The sequence below is a fragment of the Streptomyces sp. NBC_00090 genome, from assembly GCF_045160815.1.
Lineage (GTDB): Bacteria > Actinomycetota > Actinomycetes > Streptomycetales > Streptomycetaceae > Streptomyces.
Map to the genome: position 1 here is coordinate 767,310 of NZ_CP108224.1, position 17,400 is coordinate 784,709.

A 17,400-nucleotide genomic window follows, 5' to 3' on the forward strand; every position below is an offset into this window, starting at 1 on the left:
GGCAGCCGGGCCGGCGAGCGATCCGCCCGGCGATGCCACTCGGCGCCACTAGGTGCCATGCGGCGCCAGATTGACTTGCAATGGCGCCACTATGGTGCCATGCTCTTCCCATGGACCTGAGCCCCTACGTCGACCACCTCCGCCGTGAGCTCGCGGTCGCCGCGCATGCCGGCGGGGGCGATGCGCGCGCACTGGCCGAACGACTGACCGCCCCCTTGGAGTCGGCCGCTCGACTGACCCTCCTCCACGCGCTGTCCGCCGCATCGGAGGAGATCACCCGCGAGTTGGCGCCGGGATCGGTGGAGGTGCGGCTGCGCGGGACGGACCCCGAATTCGTGGTGACGACATCGCTCGCCACCGGGGTGCCGGACGAGGGTACATCCGCTGCGGCGGCACGGATGGCGCCATTCATGGCGCCATCGGCGCCACCCGCCGGAGACGGCGACGAGGGTGGCACCGCGCGCATAAACTTCCGGCTCCCGGCGCACCTCAAGGCCCGGGTGGAGGACACGGCCGGCCTGGAGGGCCTGTCGGTCAACGCCTGGCTCGTACGGGCGGTGGCCATCGCCCTGGAGCCCGCCGCACCGGACTGGCCCGCCACCACCGCACGCGCCGTCCACCCCGGCCGGAGCCACGGGGGTCGGGCCCACTAGAGGCCCACTCGGCGGCAATTCCGCCCGACGTGCCCACACCGTCACCCACCCTGCGCCGCCCCCACGCCATCTGCGCCGCGCGCCATATGCGCCACCCGTGCACCCCTGCACCCCTGCACCCCTGCACCCCTGCACCCCTGCACCCCTGCACCCCTGCACCCGCGCCATCTGCGCCACCCGCGGCAACACCCGCAACACCCACCCAAGCCAAGAGGACGGGAGAGCCATGCCTTCTTACGAAACGTCCGAGCCCACCACGCTCCCCACGCAGCGCGCCGCCGGCTGCCCCTTCGACCCGCCCGCCGGACTGGCGGAGCTTCGCGAGGAACGGCCGCTGGCCCGTATGACGTACCCCGACGGGCACGTCGGCTGGCTGGCCACCGGCTACTCCACCGTCCGATCCGTCATGGGCGACCCCCGCTTCAGCTCGCGGTACGAGCTGCTGCACTATCCCTTCCCCGGAGGGCCCGAGGGTCCGCTGCCGCCCGCCCCGGTCGGCGACATGACCGGAATGGACGCGCCCGAGCACACCCGCTTCCGACGGCTCCTGACGGGCAGGTTCACCGTCCGTCGCATGCGCCGACTCGCGGACCGGGCCGCGGAGATCACCGTCGAACACCTCCTCGACGCCCGGCCGCCGCAGGAACAGCGGTCCGCTGTCCGCATCGCCGCCGGCGTCTGCCCGGCCTCGGCCGTCACGGTCACGGAGCACGGCTCCTCCCCCGCCTCGTAGCCGCCAAGCCGCGAAGCCTCGACCCACCCGCGAAGCCGCGAAACCGCGAAGCCGCGACCCACCCGCAAAGTCCGACCCACCCGCAAAGTCCCGGTCCGTCGCCGACGGGCGCCTCCGGCATGCCGTCGGCGACGGACCGCCTCACCGACAGGATTCATCCACTGTGGCCACCTTCCTCTCCCAACTGGGCCGCTTCGCCTTCCGACGGCGGGGCCTGGTCGTCCTCCTGTGGCTCCTGGCCCTCGTCGGCGCGGGCTTCGCGGCCTCCACCGCCGCCGCCCCGCCCGCCGACACCTTCTCGATGCCCGGTACGGAGTCGCAGAAGGCGTTCGACCTCCTCCAGGAGAAGTTCCCCGACGCCCGCGCGGACGGCGCCGCCGCCCGTGTCGTCATCCGTGCCCCCGGCGCCGAGAAGATCACCTCCCCCGCCCACAGGGCGCAGGTCGAACAGCTCGTCAAGGACCTGGCCCGGGCGCCCCAAGTGGCCCGCGTGGTCGACCCGTTCCAGGCGAACGCCATCAGCGGCGACCGGACCACCGTGTACGCCTACGTCACGTACGAGGCGCAGGCCACCGAGCTGACCGACGCGGCGCACGACGGTCTCGCCGACGCGATGGAGCGGGCCCGGGACACGGGCCTCGCCGTCGAGGCGGGCGGCGACGCCGTCGAGATCGAGCAGGCCATGAGCGGTACGGGCGAGAAGATCGGCATCCTCGTCTCCGCCGTCGTCCTGCTCCTCACCTTCGGCTCCCTGATCGCCGCCGGAATGCCCCTCCTGACGGCCTTGATCGGCGTCGGCATCGGCATCAGCGGCATCACCGCGCTGGGCAGCACCCTCGGCCTGTCGTCCACGACCTCGATGCTCGCGATGATGATCGGCCTCGCCGTCGGCATCGACTACGCCCTGTTCATCGTCTCCCGCTACCGCTCCGAGATCGCCGAGGGGCGTGAGCGCGCCGAGGCCGCCTCTCGCGCCGTGGGCACCGCGGGGTCGGCCGTCGTCTTCGCCGGCCTCACCGTGATCATCGCCCTGGCGGGGCTCGCCGTGGTGAACGTCCCGATGCTCACCAAGATGGGCCTCACCGCGGCCGGCACGGTCGCCGTCGCCGTACTCGTCGCGATCACCTTCGTGCCCGCGCTCCTCGGCTTCGCCCCCGTCAGGGTCCTGGCGCGGAGGGACCGCAAGCAGCACACCGGAAAGCCGCTGTCGAAGCGTCAGCAGCGCCGGGCCGCCAAGCGCGCCGCCCGCGGCAGGCCCAACCTCGGCGCCCGCTGGGCCGGATTCGTCCTGCGCCACCCGGTCGCCGTCCTGCTCATCGGCGTCGTGGGCCTGGGCGCCGTCGCCGTACCCGCCGCGAGCCTCGAACTGGGCCTGCCCGGCGAGGGCACGATGGCCCCGCACACCACCCAGCGCAAGGCGTACGACATGCTGTCCGACTCCTTCGGCCCCGGCTTCAACGGGCCGCTGACGGTCACCGTCGAGGCCGAGGACGCGAAGGCCGCGGCGGAGCGGGTCCGCACGGCCCTGGAGGGGGTCCGGGGGGTCGACGCCGTCTCACCCGCCACCGTCAACCCGTCGGGCGACACCGCCCTCCTCACCGTCGTCCCCGCCACCGGACCCACCGACCCGAGGACCGAGGACCTGGTGCACTCCCTGCGCGGCGCGGCCGGCGGCCTCGCGTCCCGGTCGGGCGCGTCCGAGATCCTGGTCGCCGGACAGACCGCGATGTTCATCGACTTCTCCCGGACCCTGGACGACGCGCTGGTCCCCTACCTCGCCCTGGTGGTCGGCCTCGCCTTCCTTCTGCTCATGGTGGTCTTCCGCTCCGTGCTGGTACCCCTCAAGGCGGCGCTCGGCTTCCTGCTGTCGGTGTCCGCGGCGCTCGGAGCCGTCGTGGCCGTCTTCCAGTGGGGCTGGCTCGCCGACCTCTTCGGCGTCGACCAGCCGGGCCCGATCATGAGCACCCTGCCGATCTTCATGATCGGCGTGGTCTTCGGTCTCGCCATGGACTACGAGGTCTTCCTGGTCTCCCGGATGCGCGAGGCGTACGTCCACGGCGCCCGCCCCGCCGAGGCGGTCGTCACCGGGTTCCGCTACGGCGGCCGGGTCGTCAGCGCGGCCGCGATCATCATGACCAGCGTCTTCGCCGGCTTCGTCGTGGAGGACAACGACTTCGTCAAGATGATCGGCTTCGGCCTCGCCGCCGCCGTCCTCTTCGACGCCTTCGTCGTCCGCATGGCCGTCGTGCCCGCCCTGTTCGCCCTGCTCGGCAAGGCCGCCTGGTGGATCCCGAAGTGGCTCGACCGGCTCCTGCCGAACATCGACGTCGAGGGCGAGAAGCTGAACCGTCGGCCCGGGATCCCCTCGGAACGGACCGCACGGGAGAACCACCTCGTGGGCTGACCGCCCGCCCGCCCGGCCACTCAAGACCCGGCCGGCCGACCTGCCACTCAAGTCCCGGCCGACCGACCGGCCGGGACTTGAGTGGCCGTGATCCGTGATCCGCACGGTCGAGCGAGGCGATCACTCGATCGTGAGTTCCTCCGCCCCCGCTCCCCGTGTGACGCGACGCTCGTACGGACGGGGTGTGACCGGCACGGCCCGGACACATGGCGGGGCTGGGGGAGATGGCGTGACGCGGGACGCGGGACGACGAAGGGGCCCGGACGGCCAGGCTCTGCTGCTGGCGGCCGGGCTGGCCGATCTGGCGGTGAGCACGCTGGGTTCGGCCCTGGGGACGGTGCGGGGTCTGCTGCGCCGCTCGGACGCCGCGGAGTTGGTGGTCGAGGCCGAGCACGAGCTCGTGGCTCGCGGGCGGCTGGCGGTGGACCGGTACGCGGCCGTCCCCCCGGCCCAGCTGGAGATCCTCGCCCAGCACGTGCTGGCTCGGCGGGCCGCCGATGAGGTCTGAGCACTGGGAACCGGCGGCGTTCAAGGCCCGTGTCGACGAGGTGCTGCACCGGTTCGTCGCCCAGGAGGCCGACGAGTTCGCGGCGATCGACCCGCTCCTGGGCCCGGTGGCCGAGCAGCTGGAGGCGGCGGTCGCGGACGGCAAGCGGCTGCGGGCGGCGTTCTGTTACTGGGGCTGGCGTGCGGTGGGGCAGCCGGACAGCGACGCGCTCGTCCGGGCGGCGGCCTCCATGGAACTGGTGCACACCGCCGCGGTCGTCCACGACGACCTCATAGACGACAGTCCGCTGCGGCACGGGCGGCCCACGGCCCACGTCACCCTGCGCGGTGCCGCGGCGGGGCGCCCCGGCGCCGACGCCGCCGGGAGGTCGCTGGCGATGCTGGTGGGAGACCTGCTGATGGCGCTGGCCGGGCAGCTCTTCGCCACCAGCGGTCTGCCCGCCGCGTACCTCGCCCGGGCCCGCCCCCTGTGGTCGGTGATGGCCCGCGAGCTGATCGCGGGCGAGTGCCTGGAGATCCTGCGCACCGGCGCCGATCCGGACACCACGGCGTCCTTGAAGGTGACCCGCTACAAGACCGCCAAGTACACGGTCGAGCAGCCCCTGCTGATCGGCGGCGCCCTGGCCGGGGCGGGGGCGCGGCTGCGCGAGGGCTACTCCGCGTACGGGCTGCCGCTGGGTGAGGCGTTCCAGCTCCGGGACGACCTGCTCGGCCTCTTCGGCGACCCGGAGCACACCGGCAAGGCCAACGCCGACGACGTGCGCGGACAGCGGCCCACGGCCCTGCTGGCGGAGACCTGGCGTCTCGCCGGGGACGACGAACGGAAGCTGCTGAGCGCCCTGATGGGCCGGAGTGACCTGGACGGGGCGGGTCTGGACGCGGTGCGCGAGGTGATGCGCCGGCTGAGGGCCCCCGACCGTGTCGAGTCCATGATCCGCTCACGGATCGAGGAGGCGCTCGACGCCCTCCGCGGACTGGACGTACCGGCGCACGCCGAGGCCGCGCTGACCGCGCTGACGCGGTCGGCCGCGGTCCGCCTGTCCTGATCCGCCTGCCCTGATCCCCGCCTACCCCGACCATCACGACAAGGAGCCCTGCCATGACCCGTACCGAGGCATCGATGGACGCCCTGCGGCGATCCGGTGACGAACTCGCCGACGCCACCGTCGCCGCGCTCTTCGAACGCGGGGAGGTGGGCACGTTCAACAGCCTGATGCGCTACGTCTCCACCGTCGACGCTCCCCTGCCGGACGGTCTGCCGGACGTGGCGCGCGAGTACCTGGAGTCCACCCGCGTCCCGCCCGCGTGGGTGGACTGGTCGGAGATGGAGAAGGCCCGGCTGTTCTTCATCGACAACAACGTGCACATCTCCACCGCGCTGTCCTTCGCCTCCATGCCCGCCTGCTACCTCGTCCCGCACGTGGCGAAGCTGCTGTCGACCACCCACGGGCTGAACTACCCGTCCACACGCATGGCGGAGACCGGCCAGTTCACCGTCTACCTGATGCGGCCCGACGCGTTCGAGGCCGGCAGCCGCTTCATCCCCGCCGCCCAGAAGGTCCGCCTCCTGCACGCCTCCATCCGCCACCACCTCATCCGCGAGGACCGCTGGGACTCCGAAGCGCTCGGCACACCGATCTGCCAGGAGGACATGATCGGCGGGCAGATGTTCTTCTCCCTGGTCGTGCTGGACAGCCTCCACCGACTCGGCATCCACATGTCGACGGAGGGCGCGGAGGCGTACTACTACGCCTGGCGCGTCGTCGGTGCCATGCTCGGCGTCGACCAGGACGCCGTCCCCGAGACCCTGGACGACGCCCGCCGGTTCCTCGACCTCTACATGGTCCGGCACATGGGGCCCTCCGAGGAGGGCGCGCACCTGACCCGCCGGCTCATCGACCTGTACGAGGAGGTGGTGCCCGGCACCCTCTTCGACCCGATCGTCTCCGCACTCGTCCGCCACCTCATCGGCGACACCTGCGCCGACTGGCTCCGCGTGCCGCGCACACCGTGGGACACCGCCGTCAAGGCAGTGCCCCACCTCCTCGGCGTACTCGAGACGATCGAGGACCGCTCCCCGCTCGGAGCGTGGGCCCTGGACCGACTCGGCCACCTCACCACCGTCCTCGAACTGTCCTCCCTCACCCGCGGACGCGTCATGCACTACGCGATCCCCGAGCAGCTCAAGAAGGAGTACGGCGTCGCCGGCACGGTCCCCCGCACCACCCGATGGACCCCGCCGGCCGCCACGGTCTCCTGACGACCCGCGCGGACGGGTCGCCCCGCCCCTCGGGTGCGCGTGTACGCCTGCACACACGCGAAGCGCTATTCCTTACCCGAACTGCCCTGCTCAAACGCGTGTAAGGCCGACGATGCCATAACGTTCGCAACGGGAACTTGAGACAGGGAAACGGTGTTATAGCGTCGTTATAAACGGGCAATTTTTCACACTCTGACCCTCTTTGCCCATCGCCATCTAGGCGATCATCACCCCTCCCGCGAACAATCCACGGCGCTTCCATAACACATGATCCGGCTCCCCGGAAGGGTGCGCGCCAAGGAAGTTCACGGCGGCGCTCGGTAGCTTCGGCGCCCATGACCACTGCTCATACGGAACCGCGTCCTGCCCCTGATGGTGCGCCCGCCCTGCCCGAGGACTGCCGCATCGACCGCCCCACCCTGGCGGACGGGCCCCATCTCTGGCAGCTCGCACGGGACTCCGGCGCGCTGGACCTCAATTCGCCCTACAGCTATCTGCTGTGGTGCCGGGACTTCGCCGACACGTCCGTGGTGGCCAGGAACGACGCAGGACTGCCCGTCGGGTTCGTGACGGGTTACCTGCGTCCCGACGAGCCCGGCACCCTCTTCGTCTGGCAGGTCGCCGTCGCCGAGTCCCGTCGCGGACTCGGGCTCGGGGCCGCGCTCCTCGACGCCCTCTCTGCCAGGGTCGCGAGGACGCACGCCATCGACCGGGTCGAGACGACGATCACCCCGGACAACGTGCCGTCCGAGCGGCTCTTCCGCTCGTACGCCGCCCGGCACGGGGCGACCGTGACCCGCGAGGTCCTCTTCACCCCGGCCGACTTCCCCCCGCCGGGCCACGAGACCGAAGTCCTCTTCCGCATCGGCCCGCCGGCGGTCTGACCCCCGCTCCTCAGCCGCCGTCCCCCACCCGCACCCGCACCCACCACCGGAGTACGACGTGACCATCACCGAGACCCTCCCGACCGTCTTCGAGACCGTCGAGTCGGAGGTCCGCAGCTACTGCCGAGCCTGGCCCACCGTCTTCGAACGGGCCACCGGCAGCCGCCTGTTCGACGAGCACGGCCGCCCGTTCCTGGACTTCTTCGCCGGGGCCGGCTCGCTCAACTACGGCCACAACAACCCGGTCCTCAAGCGCGCGCTCCTCGACTACCTCGGCGGCGACGGCATCACCCACGGCCTCGACATGTCGACGACCGCCAAACGGGACTTCCTGGAGACCTTCCACGCGACGGTCCTCGAACCCCGCGCCCTGCCCTACAAGGTGATGTTCCCGGGGCCCACGGGCACCAACGCCGTAGAGGCGGCCCTGAAGCTCGCCCGCAAGGTCACCGGCCGCCAGACGGTCGTCTCGTTCACCAACGCGTTCCACGGCATGTCCCTCGGGTCGCTCGCCCTCACCGGAAACGCCGCCAAGCGCGCCGGGGCGGGTGTGCCGCTGACGCACACCACCCAGATGCCCTTCGACCACTACCTCGGTGGCCGGGTCCCGGACTTCCTCTGGTTCGAACGCCTCCTGGAGGACTCCGGCTCCGGCCTGGACCACCCCGCGGCCGTCGTCGTCGAGACGGTCCAGGGCGAGGGCGGCGTCAACGTCGCCCGCGCCGAGTGGCTCCGGGACCTCGCCGACCTGTGCCGCCGCCGCGACATGCTGCTCATCGTCGACGACATCCAGATGGGCTGCGGACGCACCGGCGACTTCTTCTCCTTCGAGGAGGCCGGCATCACCCCGGACATCGTCACCCTCTCCAAGTCCATCAGCGGCTACGGACTGCCCATGGCCCTCTGCCTCTTCCGGCCGGAACTGGACGTGTGGGAGCCCGGCGAGCACAACGGCACCTTCCGCGGCAACAACCCCGCCTTCGTCACCGCCACCGCCGCGCTCGACACCTACTGGCGCGACAACACCCTGCGGGACCGCACCCTCCAGCGAGCCGACCGCGTCGAGGGTGCGCTGCACGAGCTCTCCGCCGGCCACGAACGACTGGGCATGTCCGTCCGGGGCAGGGGGCTCGTATGGGGACTGGAGTTCACGCACGAGGGGCGCGCCGAGGCGGTCTGCCGCCGCGCCTTCGAACTCGGGCTCCTCCTGGAGACCTCGGGCCCCCGCAGCCAGGTGGTCAAGCTGCTTCCGCCGCTGACGGTCACCGACGACGAGCTGGACGAGGGCCTCGGCATCCTCGCTCGCGCCGTCCGCCACACCGCCTGAGCCGCACCACCTGAGTCACACCGTCCGAGTCACACCGCCTGAGCCACACCGCCTGAGTCACACCCGCAGAAAGGCAGACCCCATGATCGTCCGCTCCTTCGACGAGCTGGAGAACACCGATCGGCACGTGAAGGCCGCGTCGGGCACGTGGGAGAGCAAGCGCATCGTCCTCGCCCGCGAGCGGGTCGGCTTCTCCCTCCACGAGACGGTGCTCCACACCGGCACCGAGACGACGATGTGGTACGCGAACCACGTCGAGGCGGTCGTCTGCACCGCCGGCGAGGCCGAGCTCACCGACCACGAGACCGGCACGGCGTACACGATCACCCCCGGAACCATGTACCTCCTCGACGGCCACGAGCGCCACACGCTCAAGGTCAAGGAGGAGTTCCGCTGCCTGTGCGTCTTCAACCCCCCGGTCACCGGCCGCGAGGACCACGACGAGAACGGCGTCTACCCGCTCCTCACCGAGCCGCCTCTCACCGCACCGCACGGCGGCTGACCCACGACGCCCGGCCCACGGCGCGAGCCCGCCCGTACCCACAGGAAAGGCAGACATCCATGACCTCCGCACCCGCCCGTCCCCTCGACGCCTACCCCACCCGCGGCGCCGAAGAAGTACTCGTCGACCGCAAGGACCCCGTCGTCTGGTCCGAGCCCGGTACGCCGGGGCCGTTCTGGCCCCGGGAGCTGGAGGAGTACGACCGCGACGGCTTCCTCTCGGTCGACGCGCTCGTCACCCCCGACGAGGTGGGCGAGCTGCGCGCCGAGCTGGACCGTCTGGTCGCCGATCCACGGGTCCGGGAGGACGAGCGGGCGATCGTCGAGCCCCGCTCGCAGGAGATCCGTTCCGTCTTCGAGGTGCACAGGATCAGCGAGGTGTTCGCCCGGCTCGCGGCCGACCCGCGCCTCGTGGACCGGGCCCGGCAGATCCTCGGCTCCGACGTCTACGTCCACCAGTCCCGGATCAACGTGAAGCCCGGGTTCGGCGCCAGCGGCTTCGACTGGCACTCGGACTTCGAGACCTGGCACGCCGAGGACGGCCTGCCGCAGATGCGGACGGTCTCGGTGTCGCTCGCGCTGACGCCGAACTTCACGACCAACGGCAGTCTCATGATCATGCCGGGCTCGCACCGCACCTTCCTCGGCTGCGCGGGCGAGACCCCGAAGGACAACTACAAGAAGTCGCTCCGGATGCAGGACGCCGGAACGCCCTCGCGCAAGGCTCTCACCACCTTCGCCGAGGCCTGCGGGATCGAGCACTTCACCGGCGAGGCCGGGTCCGCCGTCTGGTTCGACTGCAACGCCCTGCACGGATCGGGCGACAACATCACCCCGTTCCCCCGGAGCAACGTCTTCCTCGTCTTCAACAGCGTGGAGAACGCACCGGAACTGCCCTTCGCGGCGCCCGTCCGCCGCCCGTCGTTCATCGCCGCCCCCGACGTGACGCCGATCGGATGACCGCGGCCGGGCCGCACCCGTACGGGCACGCCCACCCGCACCCGAACCCGCACCCGAATCCGCACAGCAGAAGACATTCACACAGCAGAAGGGACGACATGACACCGCCCGCGCCCCTCGACCGCCGCCGTTTCCTCACCCGCTCGGTGGGGATCGGCGCCCTGGCAGCCACTCCGGGCTTCCTCGTCGCGTGCAGCCGGACCGAGGTCGGCAGCGGAGCCCCCGCCGACGACGCCGGTCTCCTGGAGAGGCTGCGGAAGGAGGGCCACGTCCGGGTGGGCTTCGCCGGCGAGGCGCCGTACGGCTTCCAGGACGGCGGCGAACCGGCCGGCGAGGCCCCGACGCTGCACCGCGAGATCTTCAAGGCCCTCGGCATCCCCGAACTGCGGCCCACGCTCACCGAGTTCGGCGCGCTGATACCCGGGCTCCTCGCCGGGCGGTTCGACGTCGTCAGCGCCGGCATGGCGATCACCCCGGAGCGCTGCGCGAAGGTGGCCTTCTCCGAGCCCGAGTTCGTCTCCCCCACCGCGCTCATGGTGCGGAAGGGAAACCCGAAGGGGCTGAGCGACCTGAAGTCCTGTGCCGCCAAGGGCAGCACCGTCGGTGTCCTCACCGCCGCCGTGGAGGCGTCCTACGCGAAGGCGGCCGGAGTGGGCGACGGATCGGTGAAGGCCCTGGCGAAGCAGCAGGACGGTCTGGACGCCGTGGTCGCGGGACGGATCGACGCCTTCGCCCTCACCGGCATCTCGCTGCGCTGGCTGGCCCGCACCAACCGCGACGCCGCCGTGGAGGTCCTGGAGCCCTTCGTCCCCGTCGTCGGCGGTGTCGAGCAGCACAGCCCCGGCGGGGCCGTCTTCCGGCAGGGCGCCACGAGCCTGCGCGACGCGTTCGACCGGGAACTCTCGAAGATCACGGGTGACCCGGCCCGGTACGTGCGGCTCATCGGGAAGTACGGCTTCACCGAGCGCGAGGTGCCGCCCCGGTCCCTGCGCACGGCCGACCTGTGCGCGGCGTGACGGGGCTCCGGCATGGCTGACTTCCTCACCGAACTGGGCCGGGCGCTGCCCGACCTCGGTGCGGGTCTCCTGGTGACGCTGGAGGCCACCGTGCTGGGTGCGGCGCTCGCCCTCGTGCTCGCCTTCGCCCTCGGCCTGGCGTCTCGGTCACCGCGGCTGCCGGTACGGGGCGCCACCCGGGTCACGGTCGAGTTCCTGCGCGGGACCTCTCTGTACGTGCAGCTCTTCTGGCTCTTCTTCGCCCTGCCGATGCTCGGCTTCCGGCTGGAGCCGATGGCCTGCGGCGTCCTCGCCTTCGGCCTCAACTACGGCGCCTACGGTGCCGAGGTCGTACGGGGTGCCGTCGGCGCGGTCCCGCGCGCCCAGACCGAGGCGGCGATCGCCCTCGGCATGGCGCCGGGACGGCGGCTGCGGCGGATCGTGCTGCCGCAGGCCTACGTCCTGATGATCCCGCCCTTCAAGAACCTGCTCGTCCAGCTCCTCAAGTCCACCCCGCTGCTGTCCCTCGTGACCGTCGCCGACCTCACCTTCCGGATCGACCAGCTGCGGTCGGCGACCGGCGGCACCGCCGCCGCCTATCTGCTGCTGCTCCTGCTCTACTTCGGCGTGGCTGCCCTCCTGGGCGCCCTGATGAACGCTCTGGAACGCTCCGCGAAGGCGCGGCTCGGTCAGGGAGGCGGTGCCTGATGTGGGACATGGAAGCGGCGCGTGCCGCACTTCCCGTCGTCGTCGAGGGCTTCGGGATCACCCTTCTCGCCACGGTCCTCGGCTTCGTCGTCGCGGTGCTGGTGGGGCTCGCCATCGCCCTGCTCCAGCGCGCGGGCCCGCGGTGGATCACCCTGCCGGTGGGGTTCCTGGCCCACTTCGTCCGCTCGACTCCGGTCATGGTGCAGCTCTTCGCCGCCTGGGTGCTGGTCCCGGGGCTCGACGCGCTGCCGCTGGGCATCGCGGTGCTGGGCCTGCACTACGCCACGTACCTCTCCGAGGTCTACCGCGCCGGCATCGAGGCCGTGCCGAAGGGGCAGTGGGAGGCGTGCACCGCCCTCTCCCTGCCGCGGCGGCGCGTGTGGCGGGCGGTCGTACTGCCGCAGGCGGTGCGCAAGGTGCTCCCCGCGCTCGGGAACTACGCGGTGTCCCTGTTCAAGGAGACCCCGTTCCTGTCGGTCATCACCGTGCACGAGATGGTCCACGAGGCGAACACCTTCGGCAGCACCCACTTCGCCTATCTGGAGAGCTTCACCCTCGCCGCCGCCGTGTTCCTGCTCGCGAGCTGGCCGACATCCGTACTCGTGCGACGCCTGGAGGCACGCCTTGCCCACTGACATCCGGTTGCCCACCGACACCCGGCCGGGAAGCGACCCGAGCCAGGCACCCGAGACGATCCGCTTCGACCGGGTGACGAAACGGTTCGGCGATCACACCGTCCTCGACGGCCTCGACCTGACCGTCGCCCCGGGCGAGCGCGTGACGCTGATCGGACCGAGCGGCTCCGGGAAGACCACCATCCTCCGGCTGCTCATGACGCTGGAGCGCGTCACCGACGGCGTCATCCACGTCGGCGGCACGCCCTTCTCCCACATGCCCTCCGGCCCGGGCGGGAAGCTCGTCCCCGCGAACGAGCGCTACCTGGCACCGCGCCGCAGACACATCGGCATGGTGTTCCAGCAGTTCAACCTCTTCCCCCACATGAACGTGCTCGCCAACGTGACGGAGGCGCCCGTCCACGTCCTCGGTCTCGACAAGGACGAGGCCACCCGGCGCGCCCGCGACCTCCTCGACCTCGTCGGCCTCGCCGACAAACACGACGCCCACCCCACCCGGCTCTCCGGCGGCCAGCAGCAACGCGTCGCCATCGCCCGGGCGCTCGCGATGCGGCCCGAGATCCTGCTCCTGGACGAGGTGACCTCCGCCCTCGATCCGGAGCTGGTGGCGGAGGTGCTCGACGTCCTGCGGGAGGTGGCCCGCACGACCGACATCACGATGGTGTGCGTGACGCACGAGATGGGCTTCGCCCGGGACATCTCGGACCGGATCATGATGTTCGACCACGGACGCGTCCTGGAGTCGGGGCCGCCGGAGAAGCTGCTCGACGCCCCCGAGCACGAGCGCACCCGCGCCTTCCTGGGAACGGTCCACTGACGACCGGGGCGTCCGCCACGGCACCGGAACGACGTGAAGACTGCCGGACCACGGCAGTGACCGCCGGACCGGGCCGGTGTGACCATGTTCCCGACGGCGGAGGCCGCGTCGCGGGGCGGTGACCGGCGCAGGGCGTTCACCACGTCGTATGGGGGGACACATGGCGATACTGCCGCACCAGAGGAGCACGGAGGTCCACGCCGGCGGCCACATGGTGGTCTGCGGCGACGACGGGCTCGCGTACCGGCTGGCCGACGAGCTGCGGGAGGTCTACCGGCAGCGGGTCGTCCTGGTCGTCACCGGCGAGGAAGCCGAGCACCGGGCCGGCAGGCCGGTCGTGGTCCCGGCGGACACGACGAGCGGCGGCACCCTCGTGCCCGTACACGTGCTCACGGCGCAGGCGCCGACGGAGGAGGCGCTGTTACGGGCCGGGGTCGACCGTACGACGGCCCTCGCCCTGCTGTACGAGGACGACGAGACGAACCTGCGGGCCGCGATCGCCGCCCGCAGGCTCAGCCCGGGGCTCCGGCTCGTGGTCCGCATGTACAACCGCAAGCTGGGCCGGCACCTGGAGGAACTGCTCGACCAGGCAGCCCTCGTGCACTCCCCCGGCATGGACCGGAGCGTCCTCGACGCCTCCACGACCGTCCTGTCCGACGCGGACACCGCGGCCCCCGCACTCGCCGCCACCGCCGTCGCCGGGACGAGCAAGGTCGTCCAGGCCGACGGCGTCCTGCTCCGGGCCGCCGAGCGGACCCCGCCCGGACGCGGCGAGGTGCCGGACCCCGGCCTGTGCACCCTGGCGCTGCTGTCGTCGACCACCGCCGACCCGGCGGGCGCCGAAGGCTCGGAGGGCAGCGGCCCGCGGGGGCCCGTCCTCCTGCCCGACGACCGGACCGTGGCGGCCACCACCGGGCGCGGCAGCGTCGTCCTGGAGGCCGTGCGGTACGCGGGTCCCGCCCTGCCCGCACGGCGTCTGGCCCGCCGCGGGGCGCCGCTGCGCGCGCTCTTCTCCAGCCGCCTACGCTGGGCGCTCGCCGGCGTCGTCGCCTCCGTCCTCGCCCTCACCGTCACCACCACGGTGCTCACCGACGCCGATCCGGTGCACGCCGCCTACGTCACGCTGCTCGACCTGTTCTCCATCAACGACCCGGCGATCGGCGCGCCGCCGACGAACCAGATCATCCAGCTGCTCTCCGGTCTCGTCGGCCTGGCGCTGCTGCCGCTGCTCGTCGCCGGAGCCCTGGAGGCGCTGGGCACCTTCCGGAGCGCGGGCGCCCTGCGGCGCCCGCCCCGCGGCCTGTCGGGCCACGTCGTCCTGCTCGGGCTCGGGAAGGTGGGCACCCGCGTCCTCGCCCGGCTGCGGGAGCTCGACATCCCGGTGGTCTGCGTCGAGGAGGACCCCGAGGCCCGGGGCGTACCCCTCGCCCGCGGTCTCGGTGTGCCCGTCGTCCTCGGCGACGTCACCGAGGAGGGCGTCCTGGAGACGGCCAAGATCGGCCGTGCCCATGCCCTGCTCGCCCTCACCAGCTCCGACACCACCAACCTGGAGGCCACCCTCCACGCCCGTACGGTCAGGTCGGATCTTCGTGTCGCCCTGCGGCTGTACGACGACGACTTCGCCACCGCCGTCTACCGGACGCTTCGCGCGGTCCATCCCGAGGCGCTCACCCGCAGCCGCAGCGTCACCCATCTCGCCGCCCCCGCCTTCGCCGGCGCGATGATGGGCCGGCAAATCCTCGGTGCCATCCCCGTCGAACGCAAGGTCCTGCTCATCGCCGCCCTCCTCGTCGCCGGTCACCCGCGGTTCGAGGGCCGTACCGTCGCCGAGGCCTTCCGCCCCGGAGCGTGGCGCGTCCTCGCCCTGGACACGGCGGCCCCCACGACCCGCCGTCCCGACCTCGCCGCCTCGCACCGGGCGGGCGAGGAACCCCAACTCCTGTGGGAGCTGCACCCCGGATACGTGCTGCGCCCCGAGGACCGCGTCGTCGTCGCCGCCACTCGCCGCGGTCTCGCCGAGCTCCTGGACGGCCCGCCGTCCAGGAGCGAGAGGCCGGGCACGCCCCGTTCCCTGTGACGGGGACGGAGGTGTACCCGGTGTCGGGGACGGGGTGGCGCCGGTCTCGTGTCAGCCCTTGACGCGGACGCGGTTCAGGGGCGCCGGGGCGATCTTCTTGTGGGCCTTGAGGTACTCCACGAAGGTCTCGTGGTCGGGCCCGTTGCGGACCGGATCGGTGTAGCCGGCGAAGGCGCCGTAGCCGTCGGCTCCGATGACCGTGTACGCGAGGGCGGCCACCCGGTAGGTACGCGCGGGGTCCAGGGGCCTGCCGTTGATCCGCACGTCTCGGGGCGAGACCCGGTCACCGACCGGCCGCGCCGGATCGTAGCCGTACGACATGTTGCGCGAGACGGCGAAGGGGGCGAACCGTACGGAGCCGTCGGGCTGCTTCTGCCACTGCTGCTCCAGGATCGCGTCCAGCTGACGTCCCTTCACACCGACGGTGAGGACGGGGTTGCCGTAGCCGTAGGCGTTCCAGGACTCGCCGAACAGGATCCGGCCGTCCGCGTCGGCGGGGTGGCTTCCCTTGGCGTACGGCAGGTCGCCGCGTACGGCGTAGCTGCCCTTCACGGGCCGCGCGGCGATCAGTGCCAGGTCGGCCTTCCCCGCGCTGGTGCGCTGGGCGTTCCAGTACTGCACGTCGGCGTAGAGGTCGGCGGCGGTGCTCTCGCCGGCGGCGTTGGGCGTACGGGTGAAGGAGCCGGTCTGGACCGCGAGGGGGGTGGCGTACCGCTCCTCTCCACGCGCGGCCCAGTAGTCGACGATCCGCTGGACCTCGGGGTCCGGTGCCACGTCGCGCGTCACCGCGTGGTTGACGGACCGGGTGCGGTCCCTGAGGACCTCACCGGTCTTCGGATCGAGGGACAGGTTGATCTCGTTGATGACGGCGCCGTGGTTGCCCGCTTCGACGATCGGGCGCGGGTTGCCGGCCGGGTCGGGCACCGAGCAGTTGAACCGCCAGTGCCAGTCCCCCGTGACGATGGCGTCGACCTCGGGCGTGACCTTCTTCGCGAGGTCGAATACGGGCCCGAAGACCCCGTCGCAGTCGTTGTGGCCGGCGGTGAGGGGGAACTTCGGCGAGCCGCCCTCGTGGACGTTGAGGACGATGGCCTCGACGCCCCGGCGCTTGAGTTCCTTGCTGTAGCGGTTGATGGTGCGCGCCTGGTCGAGTGCGCGGAGTCCCGGCTGGTAGGACGTCGAGTTGGTGACGGAGCCCTCCACCGTGGTGGTGATGAAGCCGACGGGGACGCGCTTGCCCCCGGCGCCGCGGAACCACTCGATGCGGTACGGGTCCACGATCGGGCGACCGGTGCGGGCGGACACGATGTTGCCGGACTGGAAGTCGAAGTCGGCGCCGTGGAAGCGGCGCCCGGTGGAGTCCGTGAAGCAGCTGTCCACGCCGACCGTGCCGAAGCACCGGCCCTGTTCCATGTGCTTGACCAGGAAGTCGGGCGACACGTCGAGTTCGTGGTTGCCCATGGCGGAGAAGCGCACGCCCGGCTTGTTGAGCACCTCGATCGTGGGTTCGTCCTGGAAGGCGTCCACTTCGAAGGGCCAGCCGGCGAAGTTGTCACCGGAGGAGAAGAGCACGGAGTTGGCGTGCCCGGACCGTAACCCCTTGAGGTGGGTGGCGAGATAGGCGGCGCCACCGACGGTGACCGGGCTTCCGTCGCCCGCGGGGATGCTTCCGCCCTGTCCGGCGGTGGGTGGACGCAGGTAGCCGTGGAAGTCGGTGATGTTGAGGAGTTGCACATCGACGGTGTTGTCTGCGGAGGCCGGTGTCACGGACAGGGCGCCGCCGACGAGGGCGGTGCCCGCGGCGATGACGCCGATCCGGCGAAGGACGTTTCTCAAGGCGACGACTCCTTCGGGAGGGGGACGAGCAGAGCCATCCCAGCTCCCGGGGGTGTCAAGGCTGTGAACGTCGCACTGCGCACCAAGGCATGGGGAGTGATGA

Annotated in this window: 16 protein-coding genes; 15 read left to right on the forward strand and 1 reads right to left on the reverse strand. The window is 71.8% G+C overall.

What is annotated here, in order from left to right; all coding sequences use genetic code 11:
* Window positions 1–110: 110 nt before the first annotated feature.
* The 15 genes from OG361_RS03370 to OG361_RS03440 all read left to right on the forward strand — a co-directional run bounded on the left by OG361_RS03370 (window position 111) and on the right by OG361_RS03440 (window position 15,461).
* Window positions 111–653, forward strand: a complete 543-nt coding sequence (locus OG361_RS03370; protein ID WP_405851770.1) for a hypothetical protein — start codon at window positions 111–113, stop codon at window positions 651–653.
* A 226-nt stretch (window positions 654–879) separates the two neighbouring features.
* Window positions 880–1,386 carry a hypothetical protein gene (locus tag OG361_RS03375; RefSeq protein WP_405851771.1) on the forward strand — a complete coding sequence of 169 codons (507 nt, stop codon included), beginning with the start codon at window positions 880–882 and terminating at the stop codon, window positions 1,384–1,386.
* 163 nt (window positions 1,387–1,549) lie between these two features.
* Window positions 1,550–3,790, forward strand: coding sequence for an MMPL family transporter (locus OG361_RS03380; protein WP_405851772.1), 2,241 nt, complete (start codon window positions 1,550–1,552; stop codon window positions 3,788–3,790).
* Between the two features lie 229 nt (window positions 3,791–4,019).
* Entirely contained in the window at window positions 4,020–4,298 is a 279-nt protein-coding gene (locus OG361_RS03385; protein ID WP_405851773.1) for a polyprenyl synthetase, read from the forward strand.
* Window positions 4,288–5,343, forward strand: a complete 1,056-nt coding sequence (locus OG361_RS03390) for a polyprenyl synthetase family protein (RefSeq protein WP_405851774.1) — start codon at window positions 4,288–4,290, stop codon at window positions 5,341–5,343. The genes OG361_RS03385 and OG361_RS03390 overlap by 11 nt, the downstream gene beginning before the upstream one ends.
* A 53-nt stretch (window positions 5,344–5,396) precedes the next feature.
* Window positions 5,397–6,557, forward strand: a complete 1,161-nt coding sequence (locus OG361_RS03395; protein WP_405851776.1) for an oxygenase MpaB family protein — start codon at window positions 5,397–5,399, stop codon at window positions 6,555–6,557.
* 335 nt (window positions 6,558–6,892) lie between these two features.
* Complete coding sequence (gene ectA / locus OG361_RS03400) at window positions 6,893–7,441, forward strand: diaminobutyrate acetyltransferase (RefSeq protein WP_405851777.1); 549 nt, start codon at window positions 6,893–6,895, stop codon at window positions 7,439–7,441.
* A 58-nt stretch (window positions 7,442–7,499) separates the two neighbouring features.
* Window positions 7,500–8,768: a diaminobutyrate--2-oxoglutarate transaminase gene (gene ectB, locus OG361_RS03405; protein ID WP_405851778.1), complete on the forward strand. Its 1,269-nt coding sequence runs from the start codon at window positions 7,500–7,502 to the stop codon at window positions 8,766–8,768.
* Window positions 8,769–8,850: 82 nt separating this feature from the next.
* A complete protein-coding gene (locus OG361_RS03410; protein ID WP_405851779.1) occupies window positions 8,851–9,270 on the forward strand; it encodes an ectoine synthase in 420 nt (139 codons plus the stop codon).
* Between the two features lie 59 nt (window positions 9,271–9,329).
* Window positions 9,330–10,229, forward strand: coding sequence for an ectoine hydroxylase (thpD, locus tag OG361_RS03415; RefSeq protein ID WP_384559671.1), 900 nt, complete (start codon window positions 9,330–9,332; stop codon window positions 10,227–10,229).
* Between the two features lie 98 nt (window positions 10,230–10,327).
* Window positions 10,328–11,245 carry an ectoine/hydroxyectoine ABC transporter substrate-binding protein EhuB gene (gene ehuB / locus OG361_RS03420; RefSeq protein ID WP_405851780.1) on the forward strand — a complete coding sequence of 306 codons (918 nt, stop codon included), beginning with the start codon at window positions 10,328–10,330 and terminating at the stop codon, window positions 11,243–11,245.
* Window positions 11,246–11,257: 12 nt separating this feature from the next.
* Window positions 11,258–11,932: an ectoine/hydroxyectoine ABC transporter permease subunit EhuC gene (ehuC, locus tag OG361_RS03425; RefSeq protein ID WP_384559675.1), complete on the forward strand. Its 675-nt coding sequence runs from the start codon at window positions 11,258–11,260 to the stop codon at window positions 11,930–11,932.
* Complete coding sequence (gene ehuD / locus OG361_RS03430; RefSeq protein WP_384559677.1) at window positions 11,932–12,567, forward strand: ectoine/hydroxyectoine ABC transporter permease subunit EhuD; 636 nt, start codon at window positions 11,932–11,934, stop codon at window positions 12,565–12,567. Before ehuC ends, ehuD begins: the two co-directional genes overlap by 1 nt.
* Before the next feature lies 1 nt (window position 12,568).
* The gene (ehuA, locus tag OG361_RS03435) at window positions 12,569–13,384 is read left to right on the forward strand and encodes an ectoine/hydroxyectoine ABC transporter ATP-binding protein EhuA (RefSeq protein ID WP_405862043.1); all 816 of its coding nucleotides are present in this window, start codon (window positions 12,569–12,571) and stop codon (window positions 13,382–13,384) included.
* Window positions 13,385–13,532: 148 nt separating this feature from the next.
* Complete coding sequence (locus OG361_RS03440; RefSeq protein WP_405851781.1) at window positions 13,533–15,461, forward strand: NAD-binding protein; 1,929 nt, start codon at window positions 13,533–13,535, stop codon at window positions 15,459–15,461.
* 51 nt (window positions 15,462–15,512) lie between these two features.
* Here the strand turns inward: OG361_RS03440 and OG361_RS03445 are convergent, their stop codons facing one another.
* Complete coding sequence (locus OG361_RS03445; RefSeq protein WP_405851782.1) at window positions 15,513–17,297, reverse strand: bifunctional metallophosphatase/5'-nucleotidase; 1,785 nt, start codon at window positions 17,295–17,297, stop codon at window positions 15,513–15,515.
* Window positions 17,298–17,400 lie beyond the last annotated feature (103 nt).

Coding starts and splice junctions, on each gene's coding strand:
- thpD (WP_384559671.1), top strand. CDS start 9,330: ATGACCTCCGCACCCGCCCGTCCCCTCGACGCCTACCCCACCCGCGGC.
- ehuB (WP_405851780.1), top strand. CDS start 10,328: ATGACACCGCCCGCGCCCCTCGACCGCCGCCGTTTCCTCACCCGCTCG.
- OG361_RS03390 (WP_405851774.1), top strand. CDS start 4,288: ATGAGGTCTGAGCACTGGGAACCGGCGGCGTTCAAGGCCCGTGTCGAC.
- OG361_RS03375 (WP_405851771.1), top strand. CDS start 880: ATGCCTTCTTACGAAACGTCCGAGCCCACCACGCTCCCCACGCAGCGC.
- OG361_RS03440 (WP_405851781.1), top strand. CDS start 13,533: ATGGGGGGACACATGGCGATACTGCCGCACCAGAGGAGCACGGAGGTC.
- OG361_RS03410 (WP_405851779.1), top strand. CDS start 8,851: ATGATCGTCCGCTCCTTCGACGAGCTGGAGAACACCGATCGGCACGTG.
- OG361_RS03370 (WP_405851770.1), top strand. CDS start 111: ATGGACCTGAGCCCCTACGTCGACCACCTCCGCCGTGAGCTCGCGGTC.
- ehuC (WP_384559675.1), top strand. CDS start 11,258: ATGGCTGACTTCCTCACCGAACTGGGCCGGGCGCTGCCCGACCTCGGT.
- ectA (WP_405851777.1), top strand. CDS start 6,893: ATGACCACTGCTCATACGGAACCGCGTCCTGCCCCTGATGGTGCGCCC.
- ehuD (WP_384559677.1), top strand. CDS start 11,932: ATGTGGGACATGGAAGCGGCGCGTGCCGCACTTCCCGTCGTCGTCGAG.
- OG361_RS03395 (WP_405851776.1), top strand. CDS start 5,397: ATGACCCGTACCGAGGCATCGATGGACGCCCTGCGGCGATCCGGTGAC.